The sequence below is a fragment of the Acetobacterium sp. genome (assembly GCF_036508315.1).
Classification (GTDB): Bacteria; Bacillota; Clostridia; order Eubacteriales; family Eubacteriaceae; genus Acetobacterium.
The window spans coordinates 24,457-47,397 of sequence record NZ_DATCHP010000029.1 but is presented as its reverse complement, the minus strand read 5'-3'; the positions used below and the strand labels follow the sequence as shown (position 1 = coordinate 47,397).

Sequence of the window (22,941 nt, the reverse complement as noted above, 5' to 3'; positions counted from 1 at the left end):
TTTTTTTAGTACAGTTATAGGAGAAAGAATAATGCCAGAGTTAAGAAAAATACTTGTTTTTCTTTTTGTTTCCCTTCTGCTTATTTATACGTTTAAACTTCTTTACGCAACCCGATATAAAAAGGATAAATCATATATTTTTATTATCATGATTTGTGGTTTATTCCTATTAGTTGTTGCTACATTTTCAGATATGATTGCAAGTAATGCATGTATTGCCTATATTTATGTAATTATAAAATTATGTTTTACGTTGGGCTCAATATTATATATTATTGGGATAATACTATGGATGGATTTCACTAAAAAAATCATCGATGAGCTTGAAAAAATGGCTTCTACAGATTCCCTAACAGGAGTATTGAATAGAAATGGTTTTCTGAAAGTGTTTGATAAAGTGATAAAAAATATGAAGTCATTCTCTATTATAGTATGTGACCTCGATGGCACTAAATTAATTAATGATAACTTAGGGCACATAGAAGGTGATCAATTTATAATTAATTCATCTCAAATAATGGTTGATTCCATCAGAGATCATGGTAATATTTCAAGATTTGGCGGAGATGAGTTTATAATATTATTGAAGGATCAGGAATTACAGGAAGTTGAGACAATCATTGATAATATTAAAATGAAAGTTTTAAAGCTTTATCCACAATATAATAGTGGTGTCAGTATCGGTTATTCTTCTTTTCCCAAAGATGGCCAAAGTTTCGATGATTTATTTAAGGCCGCCGATACTAGGATGTACAGAGATAAAAAAAAAACATCCAATGACTTCTGAATAAATTTATTGAGAAAAAAAAGAGAGCTATACGAAACCAGTTTTCAGGTTTGTATAGCTCTCTTTTTCATAAATAATTTAGATGCAAATTCCTTACCCGGCAAGTTCGTAAAACCGCCGTAATAAAGCCACTCCATTGGGATTATGTTGATTTGAGCCACAGATGGAGTCATTTATGCATTCCGGATGAAACTGCACGCCCCAGACTTTTTCACCAAAAGAAATAGCATGAAAAGACTCGAAATCATTTTTTGCAAGAACACAGGCATTTTTGGGTAATTTTGTTACCGTTTGGGAATGAGATGCATATGCAGAAAACGTAGATGGCAATACACTGAGCAAGGGGTCGTTTTTTCCTTCTTTAGTAAGCTGAATTTCAACTTCCCCTTGTTCTTCGCCTAATGCGTGATAGTTTACGGTTCCACCTAGGGTATGAGCTAAAAGCTGATGTCCAAAGCAGATTCCCAGGATTGGTATATTCTTCTGAATAACGTTTTTGAGCCACTGTGATGTAGCGACACTCCAGGGTTCAGAGTCGGTGACCATTGATGGTGAACCGGTAATAATGATCGATGAGATATCTTCCTTGAGAACAGGTCTTATATTTTCATAGACTGAGATAACTTTTACATCTTCATAGGGAATTCCTGCACAGCTTGCAATGCGAACATCACAATCACCGCATTTTTTAATCACTGATTTATTGGAAACCCCTGTTTTAATAATAAGTAACTTGCCCATAAAAATACCTCGCTAATTCTATATATAATTATTTATATCATATTAAACCGATATGATATAAATAATTATAATCCAAAAGTTAAAGAAAGTCAAACTATTTAATAAAAAGACTTAGCAGTCAACTGAAAAAATGATATGAATGAAAGGGAGAGGTTGGAAAACCGGGATTGAAGTTTAAAGAGTTTGCAGGTACCATACAAGCTAATACTCAAGCTATCAATCAATGGCTTGGCAAGGGATTGACAAAATATAATAGAGTGATTGATTGACTGGAAAGGCATTATATAGGGGGCTATACCATTTGTGGATCAATCAGTTGACAAGAAAATTGACAAGAAATTGAAAAACTATTGAAAATAGAAAATGCGGAAATTAGCGATTTTCCGGTATTGATTTTCATTTAAAACTGCCACTGTTACCGATTGATTGGTTTGGGAATAGTTGGAAAGAAAAAGGACTGTTGCAAGGAGCATTTCCTTGTAGCAGTCCTGATTTTATTAATGTAAATATAAAATTATTGCGGTATAACTGAGGATGAAGACTTATAACGGCATAATTGTTTTTCCATACTCTGCATTGATAATCTGTCCCATTGCATTGTAAATAGCTGAAAGACCACAAACGATTCCAACATATCCGGCAAGGGTATGTAAAGATTCGATACCTGTGAAGTTAGCCAGAGCAAGAAGTAGGAATAGAATAGTCAGGGTACCGAATACTACCTGAGTAGCGCGGTTATGCTTTAGAGTTGCAATGAACATAAATCCGGTGAATATGCACCAAAGTGCTAAGTAATATCCCAGGCTCATAGGATCCACAGCATTTATTCCAGAAAATGGATTAATCCAGATTAAGATTAATGACCACCAAAAGAATCCATAAGCAGTGAATGCAGTTGCGGCAAAGGTGTTGCCTTTCTTGAATTCCATAATCCCTGCAATTATTTGAGCAGCGCCACCTACGGCAAAGCCCATTGAAATAATAACGATTGAAAGAGGAATGAAGCCGGCATTGTGTAAATTCAGTAAAACGGTTGTCATACCAAATCCTAAAAGACCAAGAGGCCCCGGATTAGCGATGTTTGATTGTGTTGTTTGTGTTGACATTTTTTCAGTAACATCCTTTCATGATTTATTTGTTAAAAAATCCACTCGGCATAGGATATCATCTTTCTGTCCAAAAATCAATAACTATTTAATAAATTTACTATAAGAAAAAGATGCTCTCATAGACTAAATTCAATGTAACAAAAAAAAGCCCCAGCGGGATAAAAAAAGGCGATGAGCAGAGGTGATAAACATGGATGATAGTCATTTACTATGAAAGAGCTAACAGATCTTCCAGGAAAAGCACTTAAGCGATTTATCAACCAATTGACAACACCTTGACAAGGATTTGCTGAATGCGATAAAGTCCTTGTATCGCTGAAAACGAGCAATATAAACAATTGTAACTGCTCTAAATTCAATCAGTTGAACAAGTTGTTGATCAACTGATTGACAAAAATTGAGGGATTGCTTTAAAATCTTTGGAAGCAGAAAAACCTTAATGGAAATGCTTTGGATTAAAATAGATTAAAACCAGCAGATCAACCAATTGGTAATAAATTGGCAGGAATTACAAAGAGGTGAAAGTTCAACAGCGATGAAAGTTGCTGAGTGTTAATCATTTATATAAAAAGGTCAAGGCAATACAACCCTTAGTTGCAATCATTTGAAACCCATATTTTCAATAATATTGCTTGACAAAAAAAAAATTTGGGATATGATAAATATTGCTACCTTACGATAGGTAGGCAACCTGAAAGAGAGGTTTTATCCTTGGAAACAAAGAAAAAGATTATGAACTCGGCATTCAGATTGTTCTCTGAAAAAGGGAATGAATTTTCATTAACTGAACTAGCAAATGAAGTTGGGATAAAAAAAGCTTCTATTTATGCTCATTTTGCAAGCAAAGAAGTTTTACTTTATGAAGTCATTGACCAGGAAATTTATGAATACTTTTTTGAGATTGATGAGCAAAGCCGTGATTTAAAAAGTACCTTCTATATGATATTAAATTATTATAATAAGTCTAAAACAAAGCGATATTTTTGGAAAAGACTATTATTGTTTCCGCCAGCAGCCTTTGAAACGACACTTATCCAGAAAATAAATAAGCTCTCTGAACATCGGTATGAAATAATAAAAGACTTAATTAAATCAAATATGGAAACGGGCATCATAAAACCTCAGGATCCGGGAACAGTCCTATACTCATTTCTTGCTATGATTCATGGGTTGGTATCAATCACAATGATTTATGAATCAGAGGATTTAACAATAAATTACGATGGACTATGGCAAAATTTTTGGAACGGCATCAGTTAAGGAGGTCAGAAAATGTTACTCATCATTCAAAAAATTGGCGAACAAAACAGTTTGTTTCTGGTTGCTATTTTACTTTATCTCATTGCTGCTGTTGTATCTCTTATTTTAATGAAGCAACATAAATTGTGTAATATCGCTTCAAATATCATATGTATGGTTGCAGCTTTATTTGGAGCTATCGCTTCAATAATCAAAATTTTTTCAGGTACAGCACAAACAGATATTCCCATGCTTCAATCCACAATTCCACTCATATCAATGGAACTAAAAATTGATAACCTTTCCGCTTTCTTTGTACTTTGCCTGTCGGTTCTTGTTATATGCGTGTCACTATATTCGATTGGCTATAATTCCCATTACTATGGCAAAAGAAATGTGGGATTCTTTAATTTTCTATATTCAACCTTTATTTTGTCAATGCTCTTCGTCATGATCTCCGGAAATGCGATATTTTTCTATATTGCCTGGGAGGCAATGTCTTTAATTTCATATTTTTTAGTTATTTTCGAGTCGGAGCACGAAGAAAATCAAAGAGCCGGTAAGCTTTATATAATTATGACGCATCTGGGTACGGCATTTTTATTAATCGGTTTTATGATAATGTTCAGTTATACAAAATCCTTTGATATATTTGGAAGTTCAGCTGCCATACCCGAATTTGCAAAGAATCTGATGTTTGTTTTTTTCCTGATTGGATTTGGTACAAAAGCCGGAGTGGTTCCACTTCATATCTGGTTGCCCTATGCACATCCGGCGGCACCCAGCAATGTGTCTGCCTTAATGTCCGGGATCATGATTAAAACAGCAATTTATGGAATGATACGTTTTATATTTTGTTATTTGCAGATACAGGATGTTTGGTGGGGGGTTGTTATATTATGTATCGGTATTATTTCCGCGGTTCTTGGGGTTGCTTATGCATTAATGGAGCATAATATTAAAAAGCTTCTGGCCTTTCACAGTGTTGAAAATATTGGAATTATCCTGATTGGATTAGGCGTATCCTTTATAGCATTTGCTCAGAACAATGAATTTTTAGGTGGACTGGCTTTGGTTGCAGCACTTTTGCATACCTTTAACCATACCCTGTTCAAAGGAGGTTTATTTCTTGGGGCCGGGTCCATACAATACGCCACTCATACAAAAGATATTGATAAACTGGGTGGATTGATTAAAAAGATGCCAATCACAGCGGTTATGGTATTGTGCTTTTCTCTGGCAATATCTGCAATTGTTCCTTTTAATGGATTTGTAAGTGAATGGCTCACTTATCAATCACTGTTTTTGAATATCGGTTCGGTTTCAGGAGGACTTAATATTCTATCGATCCTATCAATCGCTGCCCTTGGGTTGTCAGGCGCTTTGGCGGCAGCATGTTTTGTTAAGCTCTTTGGTATTTCTTTTTTAGGGCTGCCAAGAAGTGATCACGCATTAAATGCGAAAGAAGTTCCAGTTACAATGAATATCGGAATGGGAATACTTGCCGGGTTTTGTCTTGCAATCGGTCTTTTCCCTGCCTTTTTCATTAATATCGTTGATAAAGTTGTTTTCAGTCTGATCGGGTCATCAATCATGGGAAACCTTCAGGTCGGATTTTTAAACGCTTATTCGCCATTGCTTGTCTCAGGAAACAGTATTACTCCGGTAGAAATATTGATTGCTTTAGCAGTTGTCATTCTGGCGGCGCTTCTGATTACACGATTAATCGGCGGAAAATATGTTGAAAGAAAAGTCGGAACCTGGGATTGCGGCTTTGATGGACTTAATTCAAGGATGCAGTATACCGCCACTGGATTTTCAAAGCCCCTGAGAATTGTTTTTAGTATTTTATACCGACCCGGAAGAAAAGTTGAAATAGAGGAAGGGGTTTCTTCTTACTTTCCAACCTCAATTAAATATAAAGTATGGACAGAACCGATTTTCGAAAAGTATTTTTATGATCCGGTGTTGCGGTTGGTAAGAAACTTTTCATCGAAGATAATATATTTGGTACAGACAGGAAGTGTTCATGCTTACCTGATATACATTTTCATAGCTGTTTTAGCATTAATGCTTTATAACAGGCTTGCATAGAAGGAGATTCAGTAATGATTGAGGCTACATATATAATTGTTCAAATATTCGTTATTATTCTGGTTGCACCATTAGTCAATGGTATTATAAAAAAAGTCAAGGCATTAACCCAAAAAAGAAAGGGCGGACCTCTTTTACAAATGTATTTTGATTTGTTTAAAATGTTTGGGAAAACTGCGGTTGTATCGGATGTATCTTCATGGATATTCAGGGTGACCCCTTACATTGTATTTTCCACAGCAGTCGCCGCAGCCCTTATGGTTCCGGTTACGACGCTGATTAAACCGGTGTGGTATCCGGGAGACATCATTATGTTAGTCTACATATTCGCCCTGGGCAGATTTTTTATGATGCTTGCAGCTTTGGATACCGGCAGTACATTCGGAGGCATGGGTGCCAGCCGTGAGGCGATGATTTCATCACTCATCGAGCCGTCAATACTGGTTTCATTAATAACAGTTGGGCTCATTGCTAAATCAACTGCTGTTTATCAGATTATGATTTTTATGCAGGATGTGAATAATCCTTTAATTCATCCTGTTTATATCATGGCTTTCTGTGCACTGTTTATTATCATTATTGCAGAAACCTCGAGAATCCCTGTGGATGATCCAGGAACACATCTTGAGTTGACCATGGTCCATGAAGCCATGGTCCTTGAATATTCAGGAAGAAGTTTGGCATTAATGGAGCTTGGCGCGGCCATTAAGCAATTGGTATTTATTACCTTGCTGGTTAATATTTTCATTCCTCACGATCAGATCATCGGTCTGACAGGATTTGGTGCTGTTGGAATTTCACTGCTGATTTATTTGATAAAAGTTGTTCTGGCATCAATACTCATTGCCATAGCCGAGGTCAGTACCGTCAAACTCAGGCTTTTCAGCATTCCAAATCTTGCGGCGCTGTCGTTTATCTTATGTTTTATCGGATTTTTACAATATTTTGTTTTTGGAGGATAAAAATGTCGAATTATCTTGATGCATTATCAGTTTTAATCTTAACATCAGCTTTTATTCTGATGGGAAATAAAAGAATCAAATCCTATATTAATACCTTCAGATTTCAGTCAATCCTGATTGCCCTGTTAACAGGAATCATGGGAATAGACAATTTCTATAAAGAGGGAAATATTGATATCCTAGTGGTTTGTTTGGTTGTAATAGCCGTTAAAGTCATATATATACCTTTTCTTTTAAATAAAACGTATGAAAAAGTTGAGTATAAGGTTGAAAAGGATTTTTTTCTTAATATACCGATACTCATTGTCGGCTGTTGTTTTATTGTGGTATTTTCCTATTTTTCAATTTCAACGACTACCGGAATAAACTCGGGAACAATCAATACCCAAGTTGTGAATTCAATTTCACTTATTTTAATCGGTTTGTTTTTTATGATCAGCAGAAAAAAAGCAATCGGTCAAATCATCGGATTTCTGGTGATTGAAAATGGGATTTTTGTCACAGCTTTGTTTGCCACTCAGGGAATGCCATTTATCGTAGACATCGGCATATTAATCGACATATTGGTTGCAGTCATCATCATGGGTATCATGGTGTTTCGAATCGATGAAACGTTCGGATCTACTGACACAAATAAAATTAGAGATTTGAGAGGATAAAATAATGGGATTTGTATTACTGGCAGTACCAGTCATTGCAGTTGTGCTATTTTTTCTTTTAAAGAGAAAGCACTACCAACATGCAATCAGCGTAACTGCTTCAATTATCCTGATGCTGGCCGCGGCAGTTTTGACCCGGGACGTTATGCTTTTTGGGACAGTTGAATATTCTGCTTTAGGTGGTTTTTTTTATATTGACTCTTTGAGTATTATCGTACTGGATATCGTCGTCATTATTGGTTTTATGACAAGCGTTTATTCCATTGGTTATCTGGAAGAAGAATTAAAGCATGAGAAGCTTGATGAAGGCAGACTTCGAATTTACTATATGCTGATGTACTCTTTCATCTTTACCATGTTACTTGCATTGACCGTTAAAAATATCGGAATTATGTGGGTAGCCATTGAAGCCACCACACTGGCTTCTGCATTTCTTGTGGGTTTTTATAATGGGAAGGACGCCATTGAAGCCGCTTGGAAATATGTAATTATCTGTTCTGTGGGAATTGCCATAGCACTGCTGGGCATCATATTTTTGCAGCTTTCATCCATTGGCGTTTTAGAAAGCTCCCAGTTTTTGGACTGGACAGCATTATTTAACAATGCAACTGATTTAAAAGGTCCAACATTAAGATTGGCTTTTATATTTATTTTAATCGGCTTTGGAACGAAAGCAGGGCTGGCACCCATGCACACATGGCTTCCGGATGCACACAGTCAGGCGCCTTCACCCATCAGCACACTGATGTCGGGGGTTTTGTTAAACGGCTCAATGTACGGCATTATTCGAATCGTCGCCATTATCAACCATAGCTTTGGTAGCAGTGTCTTTGTTGGCAGAATTATGATCACCATCGGGGTTTTGTCTGTTGTCACTGCCGCAATATTTATTTTCACCCAAAATGACTACAAAAGACTGCTTGCCTATTCGAGTATAGAACATATGGGAATTATTGCCATTGCAATAGGATTTTTTACCCCGCTATCCATTTTCGGAGGATTGCTCCATATGATCAATCACTCATTTACAAAATCAATGCTGTTTTTGTCGACTGGGAACATACTGCAAAAATACCATACAAAAGAAATCCCGAAAATAAAAGGAATGTTTAAATTGCTCCCTGTGACAGGAACGGTATTTCTGCTTGGATTATTTGCCATCGGAGGAACACCGCCCTTTAGTGTTTTCGCCAGCGAATTAGTGGTGATATCATCGATTTTCCAGGAAAATAATTTTTTCGTTGGAATACTTTTAATTCTTCTTCTGGCAATCATTTTTACAGGAATTGTTCTAACCATGTTTAAAATGTTTTATGGCAATGATATTCCAAAGGATACAAGCCCGGGTGAATTAAATATTCCGGGAGTTTTTGTGATTGTTGGACTTTTAGTGATTATAACAGCTACGGGTCTTTATATACCAAATGAGTTGAGAGAGCTCATTGATAATGCTGTAAAAATAATTATTGGAGGATAAACTTTTAATGGACACTGAAATAAATATAAAACTAATGGAAATCTTTTCTGATGATATTATTAAAAGGTTGACTTGCAACTCTAATGAACTTTATATCACGATTAACCCTTCTAAAATATTGGAAGTTTCCAACTATATTAATAGTGAAATGGGTTACCCTCTGGTTTTAATGTTTGCCAATGACGAAACCGGCTTAGGCGAGAATTTTGCAATCTATTATGTCTTTGCGGACAGAGAAAGAGGGCTGTTTTTAACTATTAAAACCTTAATTGACCCGGCAAAAATGACCTTTAAATCAATCACCGGAGAGGTTCATGCAGCGGCACGTTATGAGCGTGAAATCAAGGATTTATTTGGGCTGACTCCGGTAGGACATCCCAATCCAAAAAGACTGGTGTTTCACGGCAACTGGCCGGATGAGGCATTTCCCATGCGTAAATCCTTTGATTTGAAACACAAGCCCGATTTAGCCAGAGAAACAATAAATTTTGCTAAAGTGCTCAGTGAAGGTGTTTATGAGATTCCGGTAGGTCCGGTTCATGCAGGTATTATAGAACCCGGGCATTTCAGATTCAGTGTTGCAGGTGAACCCATCATTAATCTTGAAGCACAATTATATTTTGTACACAAGGGCATTGAAAAAATGTGCGAGGGACAGAGCATTGAAAAGTGTTTGTATGTGTCTGAGCGCATATCCGGGGATGAAAGCTTTACAAACTCAGTTGCCTATTGTCAGGCCATTGAAAAGATTGCAAAGATCAAAATTCCGGAAAGAGCCGAATTTACCCGGGTTATTTTTGCGGAGCTTGAACGGCTGACAAACCACCTGGGAGACCTAGGAGGAATATGCACGGATGTGGCCTATGGCTTTGCTGCCTATCAATTTAGAATGATGAAAGGCTGGGCTTATTTAATTGCAGATGAACTCTGCGGTATGCGGTTTTTAAGAAGTGTGAACAAACCTGGCGGAGTAAAAAAAGATTTTATTGCCGGCAAGGAACTGAAACTCATCGAAGATCTGAAAAGAATAAGAACGGAGTTTAAGGACACGGTTGAAATCATCAAATCAAACACGCTGTTCATTGACAGAGTCGAAAACACCGGAATACTGAGTAAAAAAATTGCCACCGATCTAAATGCTGTAGGACCTGCGGCACGGGGATCCGGAATTTGTTATGATGTTCGGAAATCTTTTTCAAATGCGGCTTACAGGCAACTTGAATTTAAAATACCAAAGCATAACAATGGGGATGTTAACTGCAGAATCAATGTAAAAATAGAAGAGTGTTATCAAGCCATTGATTTAATACTGCAAGCCATTGAAATAATGCCAAAAGGCAGTGTTATTGAGCCTATTCACCGGGTAGAGCCTTACCAGTTCGCTTTTGGTATCACAGAGTCACCAAGAGGAGAAAACATCCACTGGGTGATGACAGGCGAAAATAACACACTGTTCCGGTACAAAATAAGAACACCATCATTTTGCAACTGGCCGGCATTGTGCCATGCCGTAAAGGGCAATATTGTACCTGATTTTCCCCTTATTAATAAGAGTTTTAATTTGTCATATGCTGGAAATGATTTATAAAGGAGGACAAAATGTTTAAAATAATCAAGAAAATACTAAAGTACCCAAGACTGACACAAAATTATCCCAAATATCCTCTTAAATCAATTCCGTTTATAGGCAAACCAGAAATTGATTTAGAAAAATGTACTCGATGTGGGGAGTGTGTGAAACGTTGCCCTTCAAATGCCATTGTGTTGGATAAAGAAGCAAAAGACATTGGCATCAATTATGATGACTGTGTATTCTGTAGTTTATGTGAAGAAGTTTGCCCGGTTGGGGCAGCACAAATGACATCAAAGTTTGAACTTGCGCAAAAAAATAGAAACGACCTCAGGAAGAGTCCAATCATCATTGAAGAAAGCCGGTTTTTAGATCAATCATACGAATTAGTGTGCAGTGAGCTAAGGACAAATATTAGGAAGACCTTCGGAAGAAGTCTTCATATAAGAGAGGTGGATGCAGGGTCCTGCAACGGCTGTGACAGTGAAATCAACGCTTTGAGCAACCCGTTTAACGATATTGAACGATTGGGAATTAATTTTGTAGCATCGCCAAGGCATGCAGATATGCTGTTGGTTACAGGTACAGGAACAAGAAATATGCAACGGGCACTGGTTAAGACATACAACGCAACCCCTGATCCAAAGCTTGTGGTTGCGGTCGGCGCCTGCGCCTGCAGCGGGGGAATATTTAAAGATACCTATGCCACAGGCAACGGCATTGACTGCATTGTTCCAGTTGACGTCTATATCCCCGGCTGTCCGCCAAGGCCCCAGGCCATAATTTACGGTATATTAAAAGCCCTGGACAGAGTTTAACCAAGTAATATTTTGAATAAAAAATCAGCCCGGCAACTCACGACTTAGGTCATGAGTTGCCGGGCTGTTATTATGCTTAACTTATTTTTTAATTTTACATTCTTTGTGTGGCATCCAGCGCCAATGCAGAACGCAGGCATTCATCCACGAACATGGTCAGCTGGAAACACAAAGGGCTTCCTTTCATTTTTTCAGAAGCGTAGCTTAAGCCGTTTGTTTTCTCGTCCAAAAGAGGATGGTCTATCTGCTGGGGATCTCCAAGCAAAACAACCTTTGTGCCTTTACCGACCCGGGTGATTATGCCTTTAACCTGTTTTGGAGTAAGGTTCTGGGCTTCATCGATAATTAAATAGGTATGGGTAATCGAACGCCCTCTGATAAAGTTCATCGCTTCTGCAGCAATGACGCCATGTTCAAAAAGTTCTTCGATTTTGCGATGGGCTTCAACCTCATTTTGAAATCGCGATTTATCGCTGCGGTCCATTAAAACCTCTAAATTGTCAATGATGGGGCGTAATAACGGGGCAATCTTTTCCTGTTCGCTCCCAGGCAAGAAGCCAATATCATCATCAAACTGCACGTTTGGACGGGTAATTAAAATTTTACGATAGCTTCTTAAATCCGGGTCCAGAGTCTGATCCAACCCTGCCGCCAAAGAATAAAAAGTTTTTGCCGTTCCGGCAGGGCCTTTGACAATGACCAGGGGCGCTGTTTTTGCATCCTGCATTAAAGCTTCCTGCAAAAAACGCTGGCCGACGTTTTTAGGTTTCACGCCAAATGGTTCCTGATTTGAGCTTTTTAAGGCTACGATTTTTTTCCCGTCAAACCGGCCAAGCAATGTTTTCTTTTCCTTTGATTCTGAATGTATGATAAAAAATTGATTGTTTTCGGGTGATATATCACATTTATTTCTACCGTCCATCACATAGAGTTCTTCAGGTAAAATTCCTTTTTTTTTGAATTCATCCATTATTGCATCTGGAGCATAGACTTCCATTCTACCGGTATACTGTTCTTTAAATACAGGGGACTGTTCAGCGGTAAAATCCTCGGTTGGAATAGTAAGCATTTGAGCTTTGAGCCGTACAATGATGTCTTTAGTAACAAGAATAACCGGTTCGTCTTGATTGATCAGACCTTTGCATACTTTCAAGATCCGATTATCATTGGTATCATTTTTAAAGCCGTAGGGAAGTTCAACTGAGGCAAAATTTGCTTCAATTTTAATGATGCCACCTGTTTCAAGCGGTACACCCTCAAATAAATTCCCGATTTGTCTTAAACCCTCTAAAAATCGAATCGATTGCCTTGCATTGGCACCACGTTCACCATCATCGTTTTTAAGTTTGTCCAGATCTTCCAATACAGCTATTGGAAGTACGATTTTGTTGTCTTCAAAGGACAACAATGCGTAAGGAGACTGGATTAACACATTAGTATCAAGAACATACGTTTTTTGCATAAAAACCTCCATAAAGTCTGTTTTATGTTTTTTGTTCCATTTTAACTTTACCATAAAAAAGGAAATGAAATGTTGGCTGCATGTTAAATTTACTCAAGTATATTTTCATAAATACTTGAGTTAGCATAAAAGGGCAAAAGAATACAGAATAACGAGTTCAAAATTAATAATATTGACAACGAGATCACTTGTGGATAGAATTAGAGTCAGTTATCGATAAAGAGAGTGTAAAAAATTTAAATGTTAAGATTTAACTGTACAGGTAAAATAAAAAATAAGGGGGATATGAAATGTTAAACATTGCTTCGCGTATTGATAAACTGCCAATGACGCCTATGCTAAAGAAAATTCTTCTCTTGACTGGTATTGGCTGGATGTTCGATGCTATGGATCAGGGGATGATATCCGGGGTTATGGCTGCCATAGGGACAGAGTGGGCCCTGAGCATCACTCAGTTAGGCCTTCTTGGCAGTATAGGACTGTTGGGAATGGGCTTAGGAGCTGGATTATCAGGTATGGCGGCGGACAAATGGGGAAGAAGAACCGTCATTATGTGGACTTTAATTATTTATGGCGTAGGAAGCGTACTTTCCGGCTTTGCTGTTAATTTCACCATGCTTTTAATATTGAGATTTATAACCGGCTTTGGCCTTGGCGGTGAATTACCGGCTGCGTCCACTTTAGTCAGTGAGTACTCACCAACGAGAATACGTGGTCGAAATGTTATTATTTTAGAAAGCTTTTGGGCCTGGGGCTGGATTGTAGCTGCACTTATTGCTTATTTGCTTATTCCGGTTTACGGTTGGAGAATGGCTTTTTTTATCGGTGGCGTACCGGCACTATTTGCTGCTTATTTAAGACAGGCTGTTCCTGAATCCCCACGTTTCCTGGAGTCAGTCGGAAAAATCAAAGAAGCGGATGATTTAGTCAGCAAAATGGAAAAACAGGCAGGGATCAGGGATCAGTCTGTAGACCACTCCACACCATTACAAAACCAAGTCAATAAAGTGCGCATATCATTTCTGGATTTGTGGTCAAAAAAATATGTCAGAACCACAATAGTCTTGTGGGTGATCTGGTTTGGAATCAATTTCGGTTATTACGGTTTTGTTTTATGGACACCGACCCTGTTGGTGGCCAAAGGTTTTACTCTGGCAAAAAGCTTTGAATTCACACTCATTATGTGTTTGGCGCAGCTGCCGGGATATTTCAGTGCGGCATATCTGGTCGAACGGGTTGGACGAAAAAAGGTATTAGCCATTTACTTTGCCGGTACAGCATTGGCAGCCTGGTTGTTTGGGCATGCCGGAAGTATCAGTGAAGTTTTAATATTTGGCTGTTTACTTTACTTCTTTAGTCTGGGAGCATGGGGATGTGTTTATGCCTATACTCCAGAAGTATATCCCACCGCTTTCAGAGCCAGCGGTTCAGGTTGGGCAGCGGCTTTCGGCCGGATTGGCGCGTTTATTGCACCGTTTATCGTACCGGTTATTTATAAGTTTTATGGAACAGAAACGGGTTATACCTACGTCTTTATCATGCTGACAGGAGTATTTGCAGTGGTTGCTCTGGTTGTAGCACTCTTTGGAAGAGAAACCATGGGCTTATCGCTGGAAGAAATTTGCGATAGTTAAAAATTCATACAAAATTTCAAAGTATTGGCTACGAATGAAAATCAACGACAGGGCTCGGAATTTAACCTGGCTCCTGGCGTTTTTTTATTTTAATAACTTTTCTGATATTTTCAAGACCGTCATGTGGTAATGTTTTTAAAAATAAAAATTAATGGGTATATAGTAATTGAGTTATTATAAAGTTAAATCCATATTAAACAAATTAGCTGAAAACATCCAGAGAGAAGAAAACAAAAATTGATTTTACTCCAGGCTCATAAAAGAAAGGATCTATATGCTTACATTCGACATATCAAACCATTATAAAGGAATTGGAGTTTCTCATGGACTTGATCGGGGACTTCTAGTGTATAGTGACGATAATTTGCTATTGGAAGAGGGAATGGGCCTTGGGGCCTGTGCGTTACAAACAGATGGATATACCTATTTCACATCAATAAAAAGCATTAAAAAAGTGAAAGATTCGTTTGAGGTGGAATGCACCATAGACAAGAAACTTGTATGGCAGGTATTAGGGATCAAATCCAACTTTTTCACAAAGATCCTGGAAGATATGACCACAAACATCTATATGAAGCAAGAGAAAAGACAAAAGAAAATCCTTAGGCAAGGAGACCTTTTACGCAAGCTTTTCAACGTGAAAGCGTGTTTTGTCAATGTTTCGAGTCATGGAAAAGTCATGATCACATATAAAGTAGGCGACAACGAGATATTGGTGGATTTAAGCTGTGAAACAGAAAAAACCGGAAACAAGTTGTTTGTGATGAACGAACTGGGAGGAAGCATATTTGACAAGGGCATCATAAATGACGAATTGACAGCGTCACCAACAGGATGGCAGAAAATCGAGAGACCATGTGAACTTTACAGCCCCAGTCTTGCACTGGCATTTACGCTTATTGAAACACATGTTCCGAAAAATGTCCAGAGCACTTTATACTGGGGCAGGGAGTTTGCCAGCAATAATTATTGCTGGGCTGGATTTGAAAGCGAGATTTTATGCGATTCAAGCAAATTTATAAATTACAGATATTCGATAAAATTCAGAGAGGTTGCGAAATGAAAATGAAAAGGGTTATGCTGGTGTATCCATACTTTTATACGGGAATAATAAAAGACCAGCTTTTTACGCCAATTGGCATAGGCATCCTTTCTGCGGTGTTAAAGCAAAATGGAATAGATGTGATGAAGCTGGACTGTACCTTTCTGACAGAGGAAGAGGCAATTGATAAAGCAGCAAAGTATAAGCCGGACATTACCGGTATCTATGTGATGACGACGCTTGCAAAAAATGCATTAGGATTACTCGAGAAGTTAAGAGAAGTTAATCCGAAGAGTATTTATACAGTAGGAGGGCCTTTGCCTTCGCTTTATCCTGGAAAGTTTGCAAAGAAATTCGATTATGTGTTCAAAGGAGAAGCCGCTAAAAGCTTCCCTGATTTTTGCCGGGATTTTTTCAATGCTGCAAACAGAATTGAATTCCTGGAAGAGATTAAGACATCAAAATATTTGGGAATAGTCAGCAGTCAAATGGGAATTGCGGATTCTACAGTTATGCATCTTACCAAGAAAGAAATTGATGCATGCCCAACTCCTGACAGAGAGGGATTTGACCATGAAAAGTACCAGGAATTATGTTATGAATGCACCGGTACAAAAAGAGCTTCTATTATGATGACTTACGGCTGTCCGTTTTCGTGTGATTTCTGCTCCAAACCCATCTTTGGCAATGAGGTCAGATTCAGAAATCTCGACAGGATTTTTGAAGAAATAAGAGATATCATTTCTTACGGCTATGACTCGCTTTGGATTGCAGATGATCTTTTCACTCTTGATCCAGAATTTTTAAAAAGCTTTTGCACAAGACTTATAGAAGAAGACTTGAAAATTTCCTGGAGCTGCCTTTCAAGAGTTGACAGTGTAACAGATGACATTGTTAAGGTGATGAAAAACGCAGGCTGCAACAAAGTGTACTTTGGGATAGAATCTGGAAACGACGATGTTTTAAAGCTCATGAATAAGAAAATTGATATAGCAAAAGTAAGAAAAGGAGTAGAAGTCTTCAATAATAATGGCATAGACTGTGCCGGATTTTTTATTGTCGGTTATCCTGGGGAAACCATCAAAACAATAGAAGAAACATTCGAGTTTGCATTGTCCCTGGGCCTTGATGAAAGTTCATTTAACGTTCCTTATCCATTGCCCGGCTCGAAGCTTTACGAAAGAGTGTCGGGTGTCAGTGATGATGACTGGACGATTGAAAATGAAACACGATTTTTATACAAAAGCGAATTCGATGAAAAATGGCTAACGAAGAGAATCCAGGAAACCCATGAGACAATGAAGCAATTGAAACAATTAAAGCCAGGATTGGAAATACCATGACCCACTAGGGCGGAGCAGCCACTGTGTTCATAAAGAGCCACTATTACAGAAGGCGGTAACGGACATGGATAATAATGAAATAATTTATCAACGACTATGGAATCAATTGATTTCGAAACCAGAGTTTAAGACCCCTGCAGAAGTGGTTTCATGGCTTGGCGCAATCCAGGCACAGAATTATGCCAGTGCCAAATGGTCAATCGGTGCCCGGAACCCTGAGATTACCAATGCTGATGTGGAACAGGCAATTATTGATAAAACAGTCATTCGAACATGGTTGATGCGGGGTACACTTCATTTTGTAGCAAAAGATGATATTCATTGGATGCTGGAATTGCTTACCCCCAAACTAATTGCAAGGAGTGCGCTTCGTTATCGGCAGCTTGATCTTGACAATCCAACATTTGAGAAAAGCAAGGAAGTTTTTTATAGAGAATTGATGGTTGCCAAGCAGTTGACAAGGCATGAAATGGTTTTAGCACTTGAAAAAGCAAAGATTTCTACATCTGGACAGAGAGGTTATCATTTACTGGCACGAGCCGCACAGGATGGTTTGATTTGCTTCGGACCGCAACGAGGGAAGCAGCAAACTTTTGTGCTTCTTGATGAATGGGTTTCAGATGCTAAATCCATGGAACCCAGTCTTGCACTTTCAGAGCTTGCATTAAGGTATTTTACAAGTCTTGGTCCAGCCACATTGAAAGATTTTGTATGGTGGTCCGGACTGAAAGTTTCTGATGCAAAGCAGGGACTTAGTGCAATTTCATCCAGACTTAAAAGTGAAGAGATTAAAGGTCGGATTTACTGGATGCCTTCATATCAGGAGAATACCCGGGAAAGCTTTTCGAAAACACATTTACTTCCAGGTTAGGATGAGTATCTCCTCGGTTACAAAGACCGTGGGGCTGTGGTTGATAAACAGAATGGCGCAAAAATATCTCCTGGTAATAATGGGGTATTCAATCCAACCATTGTTATCAATGGTCGGGTAGCCGGGATATGGAAGACGCATTTAAAAAAAGATGTGTTATCTATTACGTCCTATCCCTTTGTTCCATTTACCGAATTAGAAAAAGGTGCATTTATTAAAGCTGGAGAGAAATACGGAAAATTTCTTGGGAAATCGGTTATTATTTCCTATTAGTCCTACCTATTATGCAGTATATTTTGAAGATCCCTGCGGGAATAAGTACGAAATGGTCCACCGTCTAAGCTAACAATGTTTTGATAAACAGTCAACCAGTTGTTCAATGCCTTGACAAGGAATTTAGAATTTAATGAATTGAATCAAGTGTTCAAGCGAATAAAGCCATGTATTTAGGCATTTATAGGTATTTTCAAGTCAGCTTGTTGATCAATTAGTTGACAATCAATTGACTGCTATTTAACTTGAGAATCTAAACATTTATGTTAGGAAAAAATGTTGCTAAAGGTGTGATATCAAAATAGATCAAAACTCCTTTTTTATACATGATCAAAAAAGATGAAAAACAGTTACTATAATTATAGAACCTCTATATAATAGAAGGTGTTCTGGTTTGATTTACAGTGTTATGGAAGGAAATAAAATGAAATATTATGAAACAGAAATTAAGGATTTTAGAATACGGGTTGCAGAAGAAACAGATGTAAGCCTGATATTAGATTTTATTCGAGAATTAGCTGATTATGAAAACTTATCAAATGAAGTTGCTGCAAGTAAGGATGTTTTATTGGATTCATTATTTGTGAAACATCAGGCGGAAGTGATTATCGCAGAGTACAAAGAAAAACCTGTCGGTTTTGCAACGTATTTTTTTAGTTTTTCAACGTTTCTCGGGAAAGCAAATTTATACATAGAGGATCTTTATATTAAAAAAGAATTTCGCAGATTTGGATTGGGTAAAGCCATATTTTCCTGTTTGGCCAGAATTGCTGAAGAACGAAATTGTGAACGATTGGATTGGTCGTGCCTGGATTGGAATGAACCATCCATTAAATTCTATAAAAAGATGGGGGCTAAACCGGTAACCGATTGGACAGCATTTCGGGTTGAAGGGGAAGCCTTAGATAATTTATCGCGAATGAAATAATGTTTATTTTGAGGGCGTTTAATGTGATTAAGTTACTGTCAATTTTTTTTATTTCGATATAATTAGGTTATAGATTAAAATTTAAAGAAATAAGGAGATAATAAAATGAGCGTACTTACAATCACAAAAGATAATTTTGAAGTAGAGGTTATGCAATCAGATAAACCGGTTTTACTGGATTTTTGGGCACCATGGTGCGGACCCTGTAAAATGGTTTCACCGGTTGTGGATGAAATAGGGGAAGAGGTAACCCATGCCAAGGTTGGTAAAATCAATGTGGATGAACAGCCGGAACTTGCAGCTCAATTTAAGGTCATGAGCATACCGACCCTTGCAGTTATTAAGGATGGCAAGTTGGTACAAAAATCAGTAGGCGCTAAACCAAAGGCGGATATTCTAGATATGCTAAAGGTATAAAAAATAGTGGCAGACTCACAAGGGTCTGCTTTTTTTTATGTTAATTTTCCAAGACGGTTTTTATCAATAACATTAACAACACCTCTTGATAGTTTTACTAAACCTTCCTTTTCAAAATATTTTAACATGCGAGAAACAACTTCTCTTGCTGAGCCCACATATTTCGCAATTTGCTCGTGGGTAAGAGCTATGGAATCCGTGCCATTTCGTGAGAGTTCATCCAATAAAAAAAGGGCAAGTCGTTTATCAAAGCTCATGAAAAGAATTTGCTGCATTGCCCACATTACATCAGAAAACCGATCTGTAGCTAACTTGTAAGAAAAGTTTTCTGCATAAATATTGGCATTGCTTATCTGTTGAAAAATTGATGAATTAATGAGAAGGACTTCACTGTCGGCGGCTGCATCAATAAGGACCTCAAAAGTAATGTTTTTTAAGATGCAAGAAGCAGAAAGAATGCAGATATCACCTGTAGTGAGTCGATAAAGTGTAATTTCTCGACCGTCCTCAGAGAGGATATACGTCCGAAGTTCACCGCTTTTAACAAGCAGGACACCGATACAATCATTCTCCCCACTGTGAATATTTTCACCGTGCCCATATTTTACAGACATGACATTACCTAAAATCAGGGATTGTTGTTGGGGGGTTAATCGATTCCAAAATGTAAAAGCTGATTCAATAAATGCAATATCCTTTTGAGTCACCATTTTTCGCTGACCTCTCTTTTTGAATTGTTCTTTAGTATATCATAACCCTTCTTTGATTAAAACATATGGAGGAGGGTAAATATAATAGTGTTTTAATGTGATTTTTGAGTTAAAAAACGGACAAAAATGATATAATTGAATTTTGTTAATATGAAAGGGGAATTCTGATGGATGAGGATATAAAAAAGAATCTTGAATTAAGGAAGCTTGAGCCAAAAGATTTAACTCAATTTAATGATATTCTGAGATATGCATTTCAGGTAACAGATGAACGACTCTTAAAAGTGGGATGGAAACATGACGAAATTAAACGTTCAAAATTTCCAATATTAGAAAAAGCAGAGGTTTTGGGTTGGTTTGAAGAAGAAAGATTGGCTGCTCAAATTGCCGTATATCCCCTTCAGATTAATATTTGTGGGAGCATTTACGATATGGGCTACATTACCGGTGTCGCCACCTATCCTGAATATATGGGATTAGGTTTAATGTCAGGATTAATGAAAAAAAGTTTAGAAAATATGCAGGAGCGAAAACAAAGCATTTCTTTTTTATTTCCTTATTCCATACCGTTGTACCGTCATAAAGGATGGGAAGTGGTATCAGATAAAATGACGTATCGCATCCGTGATGACCAGTTACCCACAGATATTGACGTATCAGGCAGAATAAGAAGGGTTTCGGAAGATAGTGAGGATTTAATTAATCTACACGATGCTTATGCAAAAAAAACTCATGGCTGTCTTGTTAGAACTGAGTTGGTGTGGGAAGAATACTGGCGTTGGGATGTAGAGGATGTCACCGTTGCTATTTATTATAGTGAAGATGATGAGCCACTTGGTTATCTGGTGTACCTTATCGAAAATGATGTTTTTCATGTTAAAGAGATGGTCTACTTAAAACAGGAGGCGAGAAAAGGGTTGTGGGGTTATATTGCGGCCCATGAATCCATGATTAATGAAGTGGTTGGAAATAATTATAATAATCATACTGTTTCTTTCTTATTCGGAGACAGTGATATGAAGGAGACGATTCGACCTTATATTATGGCGAGAATTGTGGATTTCGAGGAGTTTATAAAACAGTATCATTTTGCTGACATAGAAATCAATGATTCGGTAACCTTTGAGGTCTCAGATTCGGTGTTGGAATTGAATAATAAAAGCTTTACTATTGGGTTTAAAAATGGGGAGGAGCCGATTTTAAGGTCTCGGCCATCAGAAAACCGAGTTAAGTTGGAGATCGGTATATTAACCACTATGCTATTGGGCTATGAGCGACCAACTTATTTGCAAAAAATTGAACGCATTGAAGCCGATAAAAAAACGGTTGCAATATTAGAAAGCATTATTCCAAACGATAAGGTATATTTTTCTGATTACATTTAAAATAAGTAAAAAACAAAATAAAAGCGGTTCGGGAAATTCCCAACCGCTTTTATTTTGTTTAAAGTCTTTGTTTCTCTTTCAATAGTGTCAACTTTTTATTTTTTTATTGAATCAATTCCTGAAATGAGTGCTTCCTTATTAATTGCGCCTTGGTTCGAAGAGACAATGTTGCCATCCGAATCAATGAAAAGTGTGGTGGGAATGGCTGAAATCTTGTAAGCACTGCCAGCCTCCTGGTCATTGTCGAAATATATCGGGAAGCTAAAGCCCTGATCATCGACATATTGCTGACCCTTTGCCTGGGTTTCCCGCTGACCATCAACCTGGTCGATCATTAAAAATACAATGTCATTTTTTGAATCGGCATAGACTTCGTTAAAAATCGGCATTTCAGCTTTGCAGGGAGGACACCAGGAAGCCCAAAAATTCAGAACGACCGGTTGTCCGGCAAAGTCGGACAACTTTACTTGGTTGCCCTGGGCATCAAAGACGGTGAAGTCAGGTGCTGGAATTTTTTTAACTTCTTGTTGAGATGTGCTTTTTCCCGCCAGGTTTTCATTATTTGTCTTATAGTTACTTGACAAAGCAGCATATGCAAAATATGCAATGCCGAGAAAGGCTGCAAACAGAATAATGCCTAAAATTGTTTTTGATTTCGTATTCATAAGTTTCTCCTAAAAAGTAAGTAGGGATAGAAAATATCCCATAAGTCCTGTTGCCATCATTAAACCAATGATAACAAGGAAACCACCTGAAATTAAATTAATAACCCGATAGTGGTTCTTGATAAAATCAAAAGTCGACTTCAATTCGTCGATTAAAATGGCGCTGGCAATAAAAGGAATACCCAGTCCCAAAGAAAAGCATAAAAGCATGAGGATTCCTTTCAGGCTTTCACCGCTTGAAGCAGCAAGCATTAAAGCCGATCCTAAAAATGCGCCGACACAAGGCGTCCAACCAATTGAAAACACCACACCAAATACCAGTGAAGAGAAAAATCCTACTTTAAATGGCTTCATATGCAATTGCCGGTTTTTATTAATCAACGGAATCCGAATGATCTCCATAAAATTGAGGCCAAAAAGTATGACGATGATCCCAGTTAATATATTTACAACCGTGTTGTATGCCCATAAAAATCTTCCAATTGCTCCGGCAAATGCGCCCAGCAATATAAACACAAGGGTAAAACCTAAGACAAAGCCAATAGCATTAATAACCGCTGATTTCCTATTGCTATCACTGGTCTGGCCTGCAAAATACGAAATGTAGATTGGGAGCATCGGCAGCAGACAGGGTGAAATGAATGTAATGATGCCTTCCAAAAATGATATGAGATAATCCATGCCAGCAACCTTTCAATGAGTTTTCTGTTCCAGTACATGTGCTTGGTTATTTATATCATTGTTATCTTTATTAT

At 37.8% G+C, this 22,941-nt stretch carries 20 protein-coding genes and 1 pseudogene; 15 read left to right on the top strand and 6 right to left on the bottom strand.

What is annotated here, in order from left to right; genetic code table 11:
* The first annotated feature begins 31 nt into the window (after positions 1-31).
* Complete coding sequence (locus tag VIK44_RS04230) at positions 32-787, top strand: GGDEF domain-containing protein (RefSeq protein ID WP_331552598.1); 756 nt, start codon at positions 32-34, stop codon at positions 785-787.
* A gap of 93 nt (positions 788-880) precedes the next feature.
* On the opposite strand, the gene VIK44_RS04225 is transcribed toward VIK44_RS04230, so the two are convergent.
* Together VIK44_RS04225 and VIK44_RS04220 are read right to left on the bottom strand one after the other, a co-directional pair.
* The gene (locus VIK44_RS04225; protein WP_331552597.1) at positions 881-1,528 is read right to left on the bottom strand and encodes a glutamine amidotransferase; all 648 of its coding nucleotides are present in this window, start codon (positions 1,526-1,528) and stop codon (positions 881-883) included.
* Positions 1,529-2,070: 542 nt separating this feature from the next.
* Complete coding sequence (locus VIK44_RS04220; protein WP_331552596.1) at positions 2,071-2,634, bottom strand: acetate uptake transporter; 564 nt, start codon at positions 2,632-2,634, stop codon at positions 2,071-2,073.
* A 714-nt stretch (positions 2,635-3,348) separates the two neighbouring features.
* Here VIK44_RS04220 and VIK44_RS04215 point away from each other — a divergent pair.
* Genes VIK44_RS04215 through nuoB form a run of 7 tightly spaced genes read left to right on the top strand, consistent with a single transcriptional unit; the run spans position 3,349 to position 11,456 of the window.
* Complete coding sequence (locus VIK44_RS04215) at positions 3,349-3,897, top strand: TetR/AcrR family transcriptional regulator (protein ID WP_331552595.1); 549 nt, start codon at positions 3,349-3,351, stop codon at positions 3,895-3,897.
* A 12-nt stretch (positions 3,898-3,909) separates the two neighbouring features.
* Complete coding sequence (gene hyfB, locus VIK44_RS04210; protein ID WP_331552594.1) at positions 3,910-5,970, top strand: hydrogenase 4 subunit B; 2,061 nt, start codon at positions 3,910-3,912, stop codon at positions 5,968-5,970.
* A gap of 14 nt (positions 5,971-5,984) precedes the next feature.
* Entirely contained in the window at positions 5,985-6,932 is a 948-nt protein-coding gene (locus tag VIK44_RS04205) for a respiratory chain complex I subunit 1 family protein (RefSeq protein ID WP_331552593.1), read from the top strand.
* A 2-nt stretch (positions 6,933-6,934) separates the two neighbouring features.
* A complete protein-coding gene (locus VIK44_RS04200; protein WP_331552592.1) occupies positions 6,935-7,591 on the top strand; it encodes an NADH-quinone oxidoreductase subunit K in 657 nt (218 codons plus the stop codon).
* A gap of 4 nt (positions 7,592-7,595) precedes the next feature.
* On the top strand, positions 7,596-9,068 hold the full coding sequence (locus tag VIK44_RS04195; protein ID WP_331552591.1) for a hydrogenase 4 subunit F: 1,473 nt from the start codon (positions 7,596-7,598) through the stop codon (positions 9,066-9,068).
* Positions 9,069-9,075: 7 nt separating this feature from the next.
* The gene (locus VIK44_RS04190) at positions 9,076-10,656 is read left to right on the top strand and encodes an NADH-quinone oxidoreductase subunit C (protein ID WP_331552590.1); all 1,581 of its coding nucleotides are present in this window, start codon (positions 9,076-9,078) and stop codon (positions 10,654-10,656) included.
* 11 nt (positions 10,657-10,667) lie between these two features.
* On the top strand, positions 10,668-11,456 hold the full coding sequence (gene nuoB / locus VIK44_RS04185) for an NADH-quinone oxidoreductase subunit NuoB (RefSeq protein ID WP_331552589.1): 789 nt from the start codon (positions 10,668-10,670) through the stop codon (positions 11,454-11,456).
* A gap of 94 nt (positions 11,457-11,550) precedes the next feature.
* On the opposite strand, the gene VIK44_RS04180 is transcribed toward nuoB, so the two are convergent.
* Positions 11,551-12,918 (bottom strand): PhoH family protein, encoded by a 1,368-nt coding sequence (locus VIK44_RS04180; RefSeq protein WP_331552588.1) that lies wholly within the window; start codon positions 12,916-12,918, stop codon positions 11,551-11,553.
* Positions 12,919-13,208: 290 nt separating this feature from the next.
* Here VIK44_RS04180 and VIK44_RS04175 point away from each other — a divergent pair, with 290 nt between their 5' ends.
* The 6 genes and pseudogenes from VIK44_RS04175 to trxA all read left to right on the top strand — a co-directional run bounded on the left by VIK44_RS04175 (position 13,209) and on the right by trxA (position 19,426).
* Positions 13,209-14,552, top strand: a complete 1,344-nt coding sequence (locus VIK44_RS04175; protein ID WP_331552587.1) for an MFS transporter — start codon at positions 13,209-13,211, stop codon at positions 14,550-14,552.
* Between the two features lie 274 nt (positions 14,553-14,826).
* On the top strand, positions 14,827-15,615 hold the full coding sequence (locus tag VIK44_RS04170; RefSeq protein WP_331552586.1) for a hypothetical protein: 789 nt from the start codon (positions 14,827-14,829) through the stop codon (positions 15,613-15,615).
* Positions 15,612-16,937 carry a B12-binding domain-containing radical SAM protein gene (locus VIK44_RS04165; RefSeq protein ID WP_331552585.1) on the top strand — a complete coding sequence of 442 codons (1,326 nt, stop codon included), beginning with the start codon at positions 15,612-15,614 and terminating at the stop codon, positions 16,935-16,937. The genes VIK44_RS04170 and VIK44_RS04165 overlap by 4 nt, the downstream gene beginning before the upstream one ends.
* A gap of 64 nt (positions 16,938-17,001) precedes the next feature.
* Positions 17,002-18,081, top strand: a pseudogene (locus VIK44_RS04160) (winged helix DNA-binding domain-containing protein).
* A 424-nt stretch (positions 18,082-18,505) separates the two neighbouring features.
* A complete protein-coding gene (locus VIK44_RS04155) occupies positions 18,506-19,009 on the top strand; it encodes a GNAT family N-acetyltransferase (protein ID WP_331552584.1) in 504 nt (167 codons plus the stop codon).
* A 105-nt stretch (positions 19,010-19,114) separates the two neighbouring features.
* A complete protein-coding gene (gene trxA, locus VIK44_RS04150; RefSeq protein WP_331552583.1) occupies positions 19,115-19,426 on the top strand; it encodes a thioredoxin in 312 nt (103 codons plus the stop codon).
* A 35-nt stretch (positions 19,427-19,461) separates the two neighbouring features.
* Here trxA and VIK44_RS04145 read toward each other — a convergent pair whose 3' ends face one another.
* Complete coding sequence (locus tag VIK44_RS04145) at positions 19,462-20,136, bottom strand: Crp/Fnr family transcriptional regulator (RefSeq protein ID WP_331552582.1); 675 nt, start codon at positions 20,134-20,136, stop codon at positions 19,462-19,464.
* 167 nt (positions 20,137-20,303) lie between these two features.
* Here VIK44_RS04145 and VIK44_RS04140 point away from each other — a divergent pair, with 167 nt between their 5' ends.
* Positions 20,304-21,521: a GNAT family N-acetyltransferase gene (locus VIK44_RS04140; RefSeq protein WP_331552581.1), complete on the top strand. Its 1,218-nt coding sequence runs from the start codon at positions 20,304-20,306 to the stop codon at positions 21,519-21,521.
* Positions 21,522-21,616: 95 nt separating this feature from the next.
* Here the strand turns inward: VIK44_RS04140 and VIK44_RS04135 are convergent, their stop codons facing one another.
* The gene (locus tag VIK44_RS04135) at positions 21,617-22,186 is read right to left on the bottom strand and encodes a TlpA disulfide reductase family protein (RefSeq protein ID WP_331552580.1); all 570 of its coding nucleotides are present in this window, start codon (positions 22,184-22,186) and stop codon (positions 21,617-21,619) included.
* 9 nt (positions 22,187-22,195) lie between these two features.
* A complete protein-coding gene (locus tag VIK44_RS04130) occupies positions 22,196-22,867 on the bottom strand; it encodes a cytochrome c biogenesis CcdA family protein (RefSeq protein WP_331552579.1) in 672 nt (223 codons plus the stop codon).
* Positions 22,868-22,941: the final 74 nt, after the last annotated feature.

Bases quoted from the DNA above. Each gene is read 5' to 3' on its own strand.
- VIK44_RS04230 (WP_331552598.1), top strand. From the start codon at position 32: ATGCCAGAGTTAAGAAAAATACTTGTTTTTCTTTTTGTTTCCCTTCTG.
- VIK44_RS04225 (WP_331552597.1), bottom strand. From the start codon at position 1,528: ATGGGCAAGTTACTTATTATTAAAACAGGGGTTTCCAATAAATCAGTG.
- VIK44_RS04220 (WP_331552596.1), bottom strand. From the start codon at position 2,634: ATGTCAACACAAACAACACAATCAAACATCGCTAATCCGGGGCCTCTT.
- hyfB (WP_331552594.1), top strand. From the start codon at position 3,910: ATGTTACTCATCATTCAAAAAATTGGCGAACAAAACAGTTTGTTTCTG.
- VIK44_RS04205 (WP_331552593.1), top strand. From the start codon at position 5,985: ATGATTGAGGCTACATATATAATTGTTCAAATATTCGTTATTATTCTG.
- VIK44_RS04200 (WP_331552592.1), top strand. From the start codon at position 6,935: ATGTCGAATTATCTTGATGCATTATCAGTTTTAATCTTAACATCAGCT.
- VIK44_RS04195 (WP_331552591.1), top strand. From the start codon at position 7,596: ATGGGATTTGTATTACTGGCAGTACCAGTCATTGCAGTTGTGCTATTT.
- VIK44_RS04190 (WP_331552590.1), top strand. From the start codon at position 9,076: ATGGACACTGAAATAAATATAAAACTAATGGAAATCTTTTCTGATGAT.
- nuoB (WP_331552589.1), top strand. From the start codon at position 10,668: ATGTTTAAAATAATCAAGAAAATACTAAAGTACCCAAGACTGACACAA.
- VIK44_RS04180 (WP_331552588.1), bottom strand. From the start codon at position 12,918: ATGCAAAAAACGTATGTTCTTGATACTAATGTGTTAATCCAGTCTCCT.
- VIK44_RS04175 (WP_331552587.1), top strand. From the start codon at position 13,209: ATGTTAAACATTGCTTCGCGTATTGATAAACTGCCAATGACGCCTATG.
- VIK44_RS04170 (WP_331552586.1), top strand. From the start codon at position 14,827: ATGCTTACATTCGACATATCAAACCATTATAAAGGAATTGGAGTTTCT.
- VIK44_RS04165 (WP_331552585.1), top strand. From the start codon at position 15,612: ATGAAAATGAAAAGGGTTATGCTGGTGTATCCATACTTTTATACGGGA.
- VIK44_RS04155 (WP_331552584.1), top strand. From the start codon at position 18,506: ATGAAATATTATGAAACAGAAATTAAGGATTTTAGAATACGGGTTGCA.
- trxA (WP_331552583.1), top strand. From the start codon at position 19,115: ATGAGCGTACTTACAATCACAAAAGATAATTTTGAAGTAGAGGTTATG.
- VIK44_RS04145 (WP_331552582.1), bottom strand. From the start codon at position 20,136: ATGGTGACTCAAAAGGATATTGCATTTATTGAATCAGCTTTTACATTT.
- VIK44_RS04140 (WP_331552581.1), top strand. From the start codon at position 20,304: ATGGATGAGGATATAAAAAAGAATCTTGAATTAAGGAAGCTTGAGCCA.
- VIK44_RS04135 (WP_331552580.1), bottom strand. From the start codon at position 22,186: ATGAATACGAAATCAAAAACAATTTTAGGCATTATTCTGTTTGCAGCC.
- VIK44_RS04130 (WP_331552579.1), bottom strand. From the start codon at position 22,867: ATGGATTATCTCATATCATTTTTGGAAGGCATCATTACATTCATTTCA.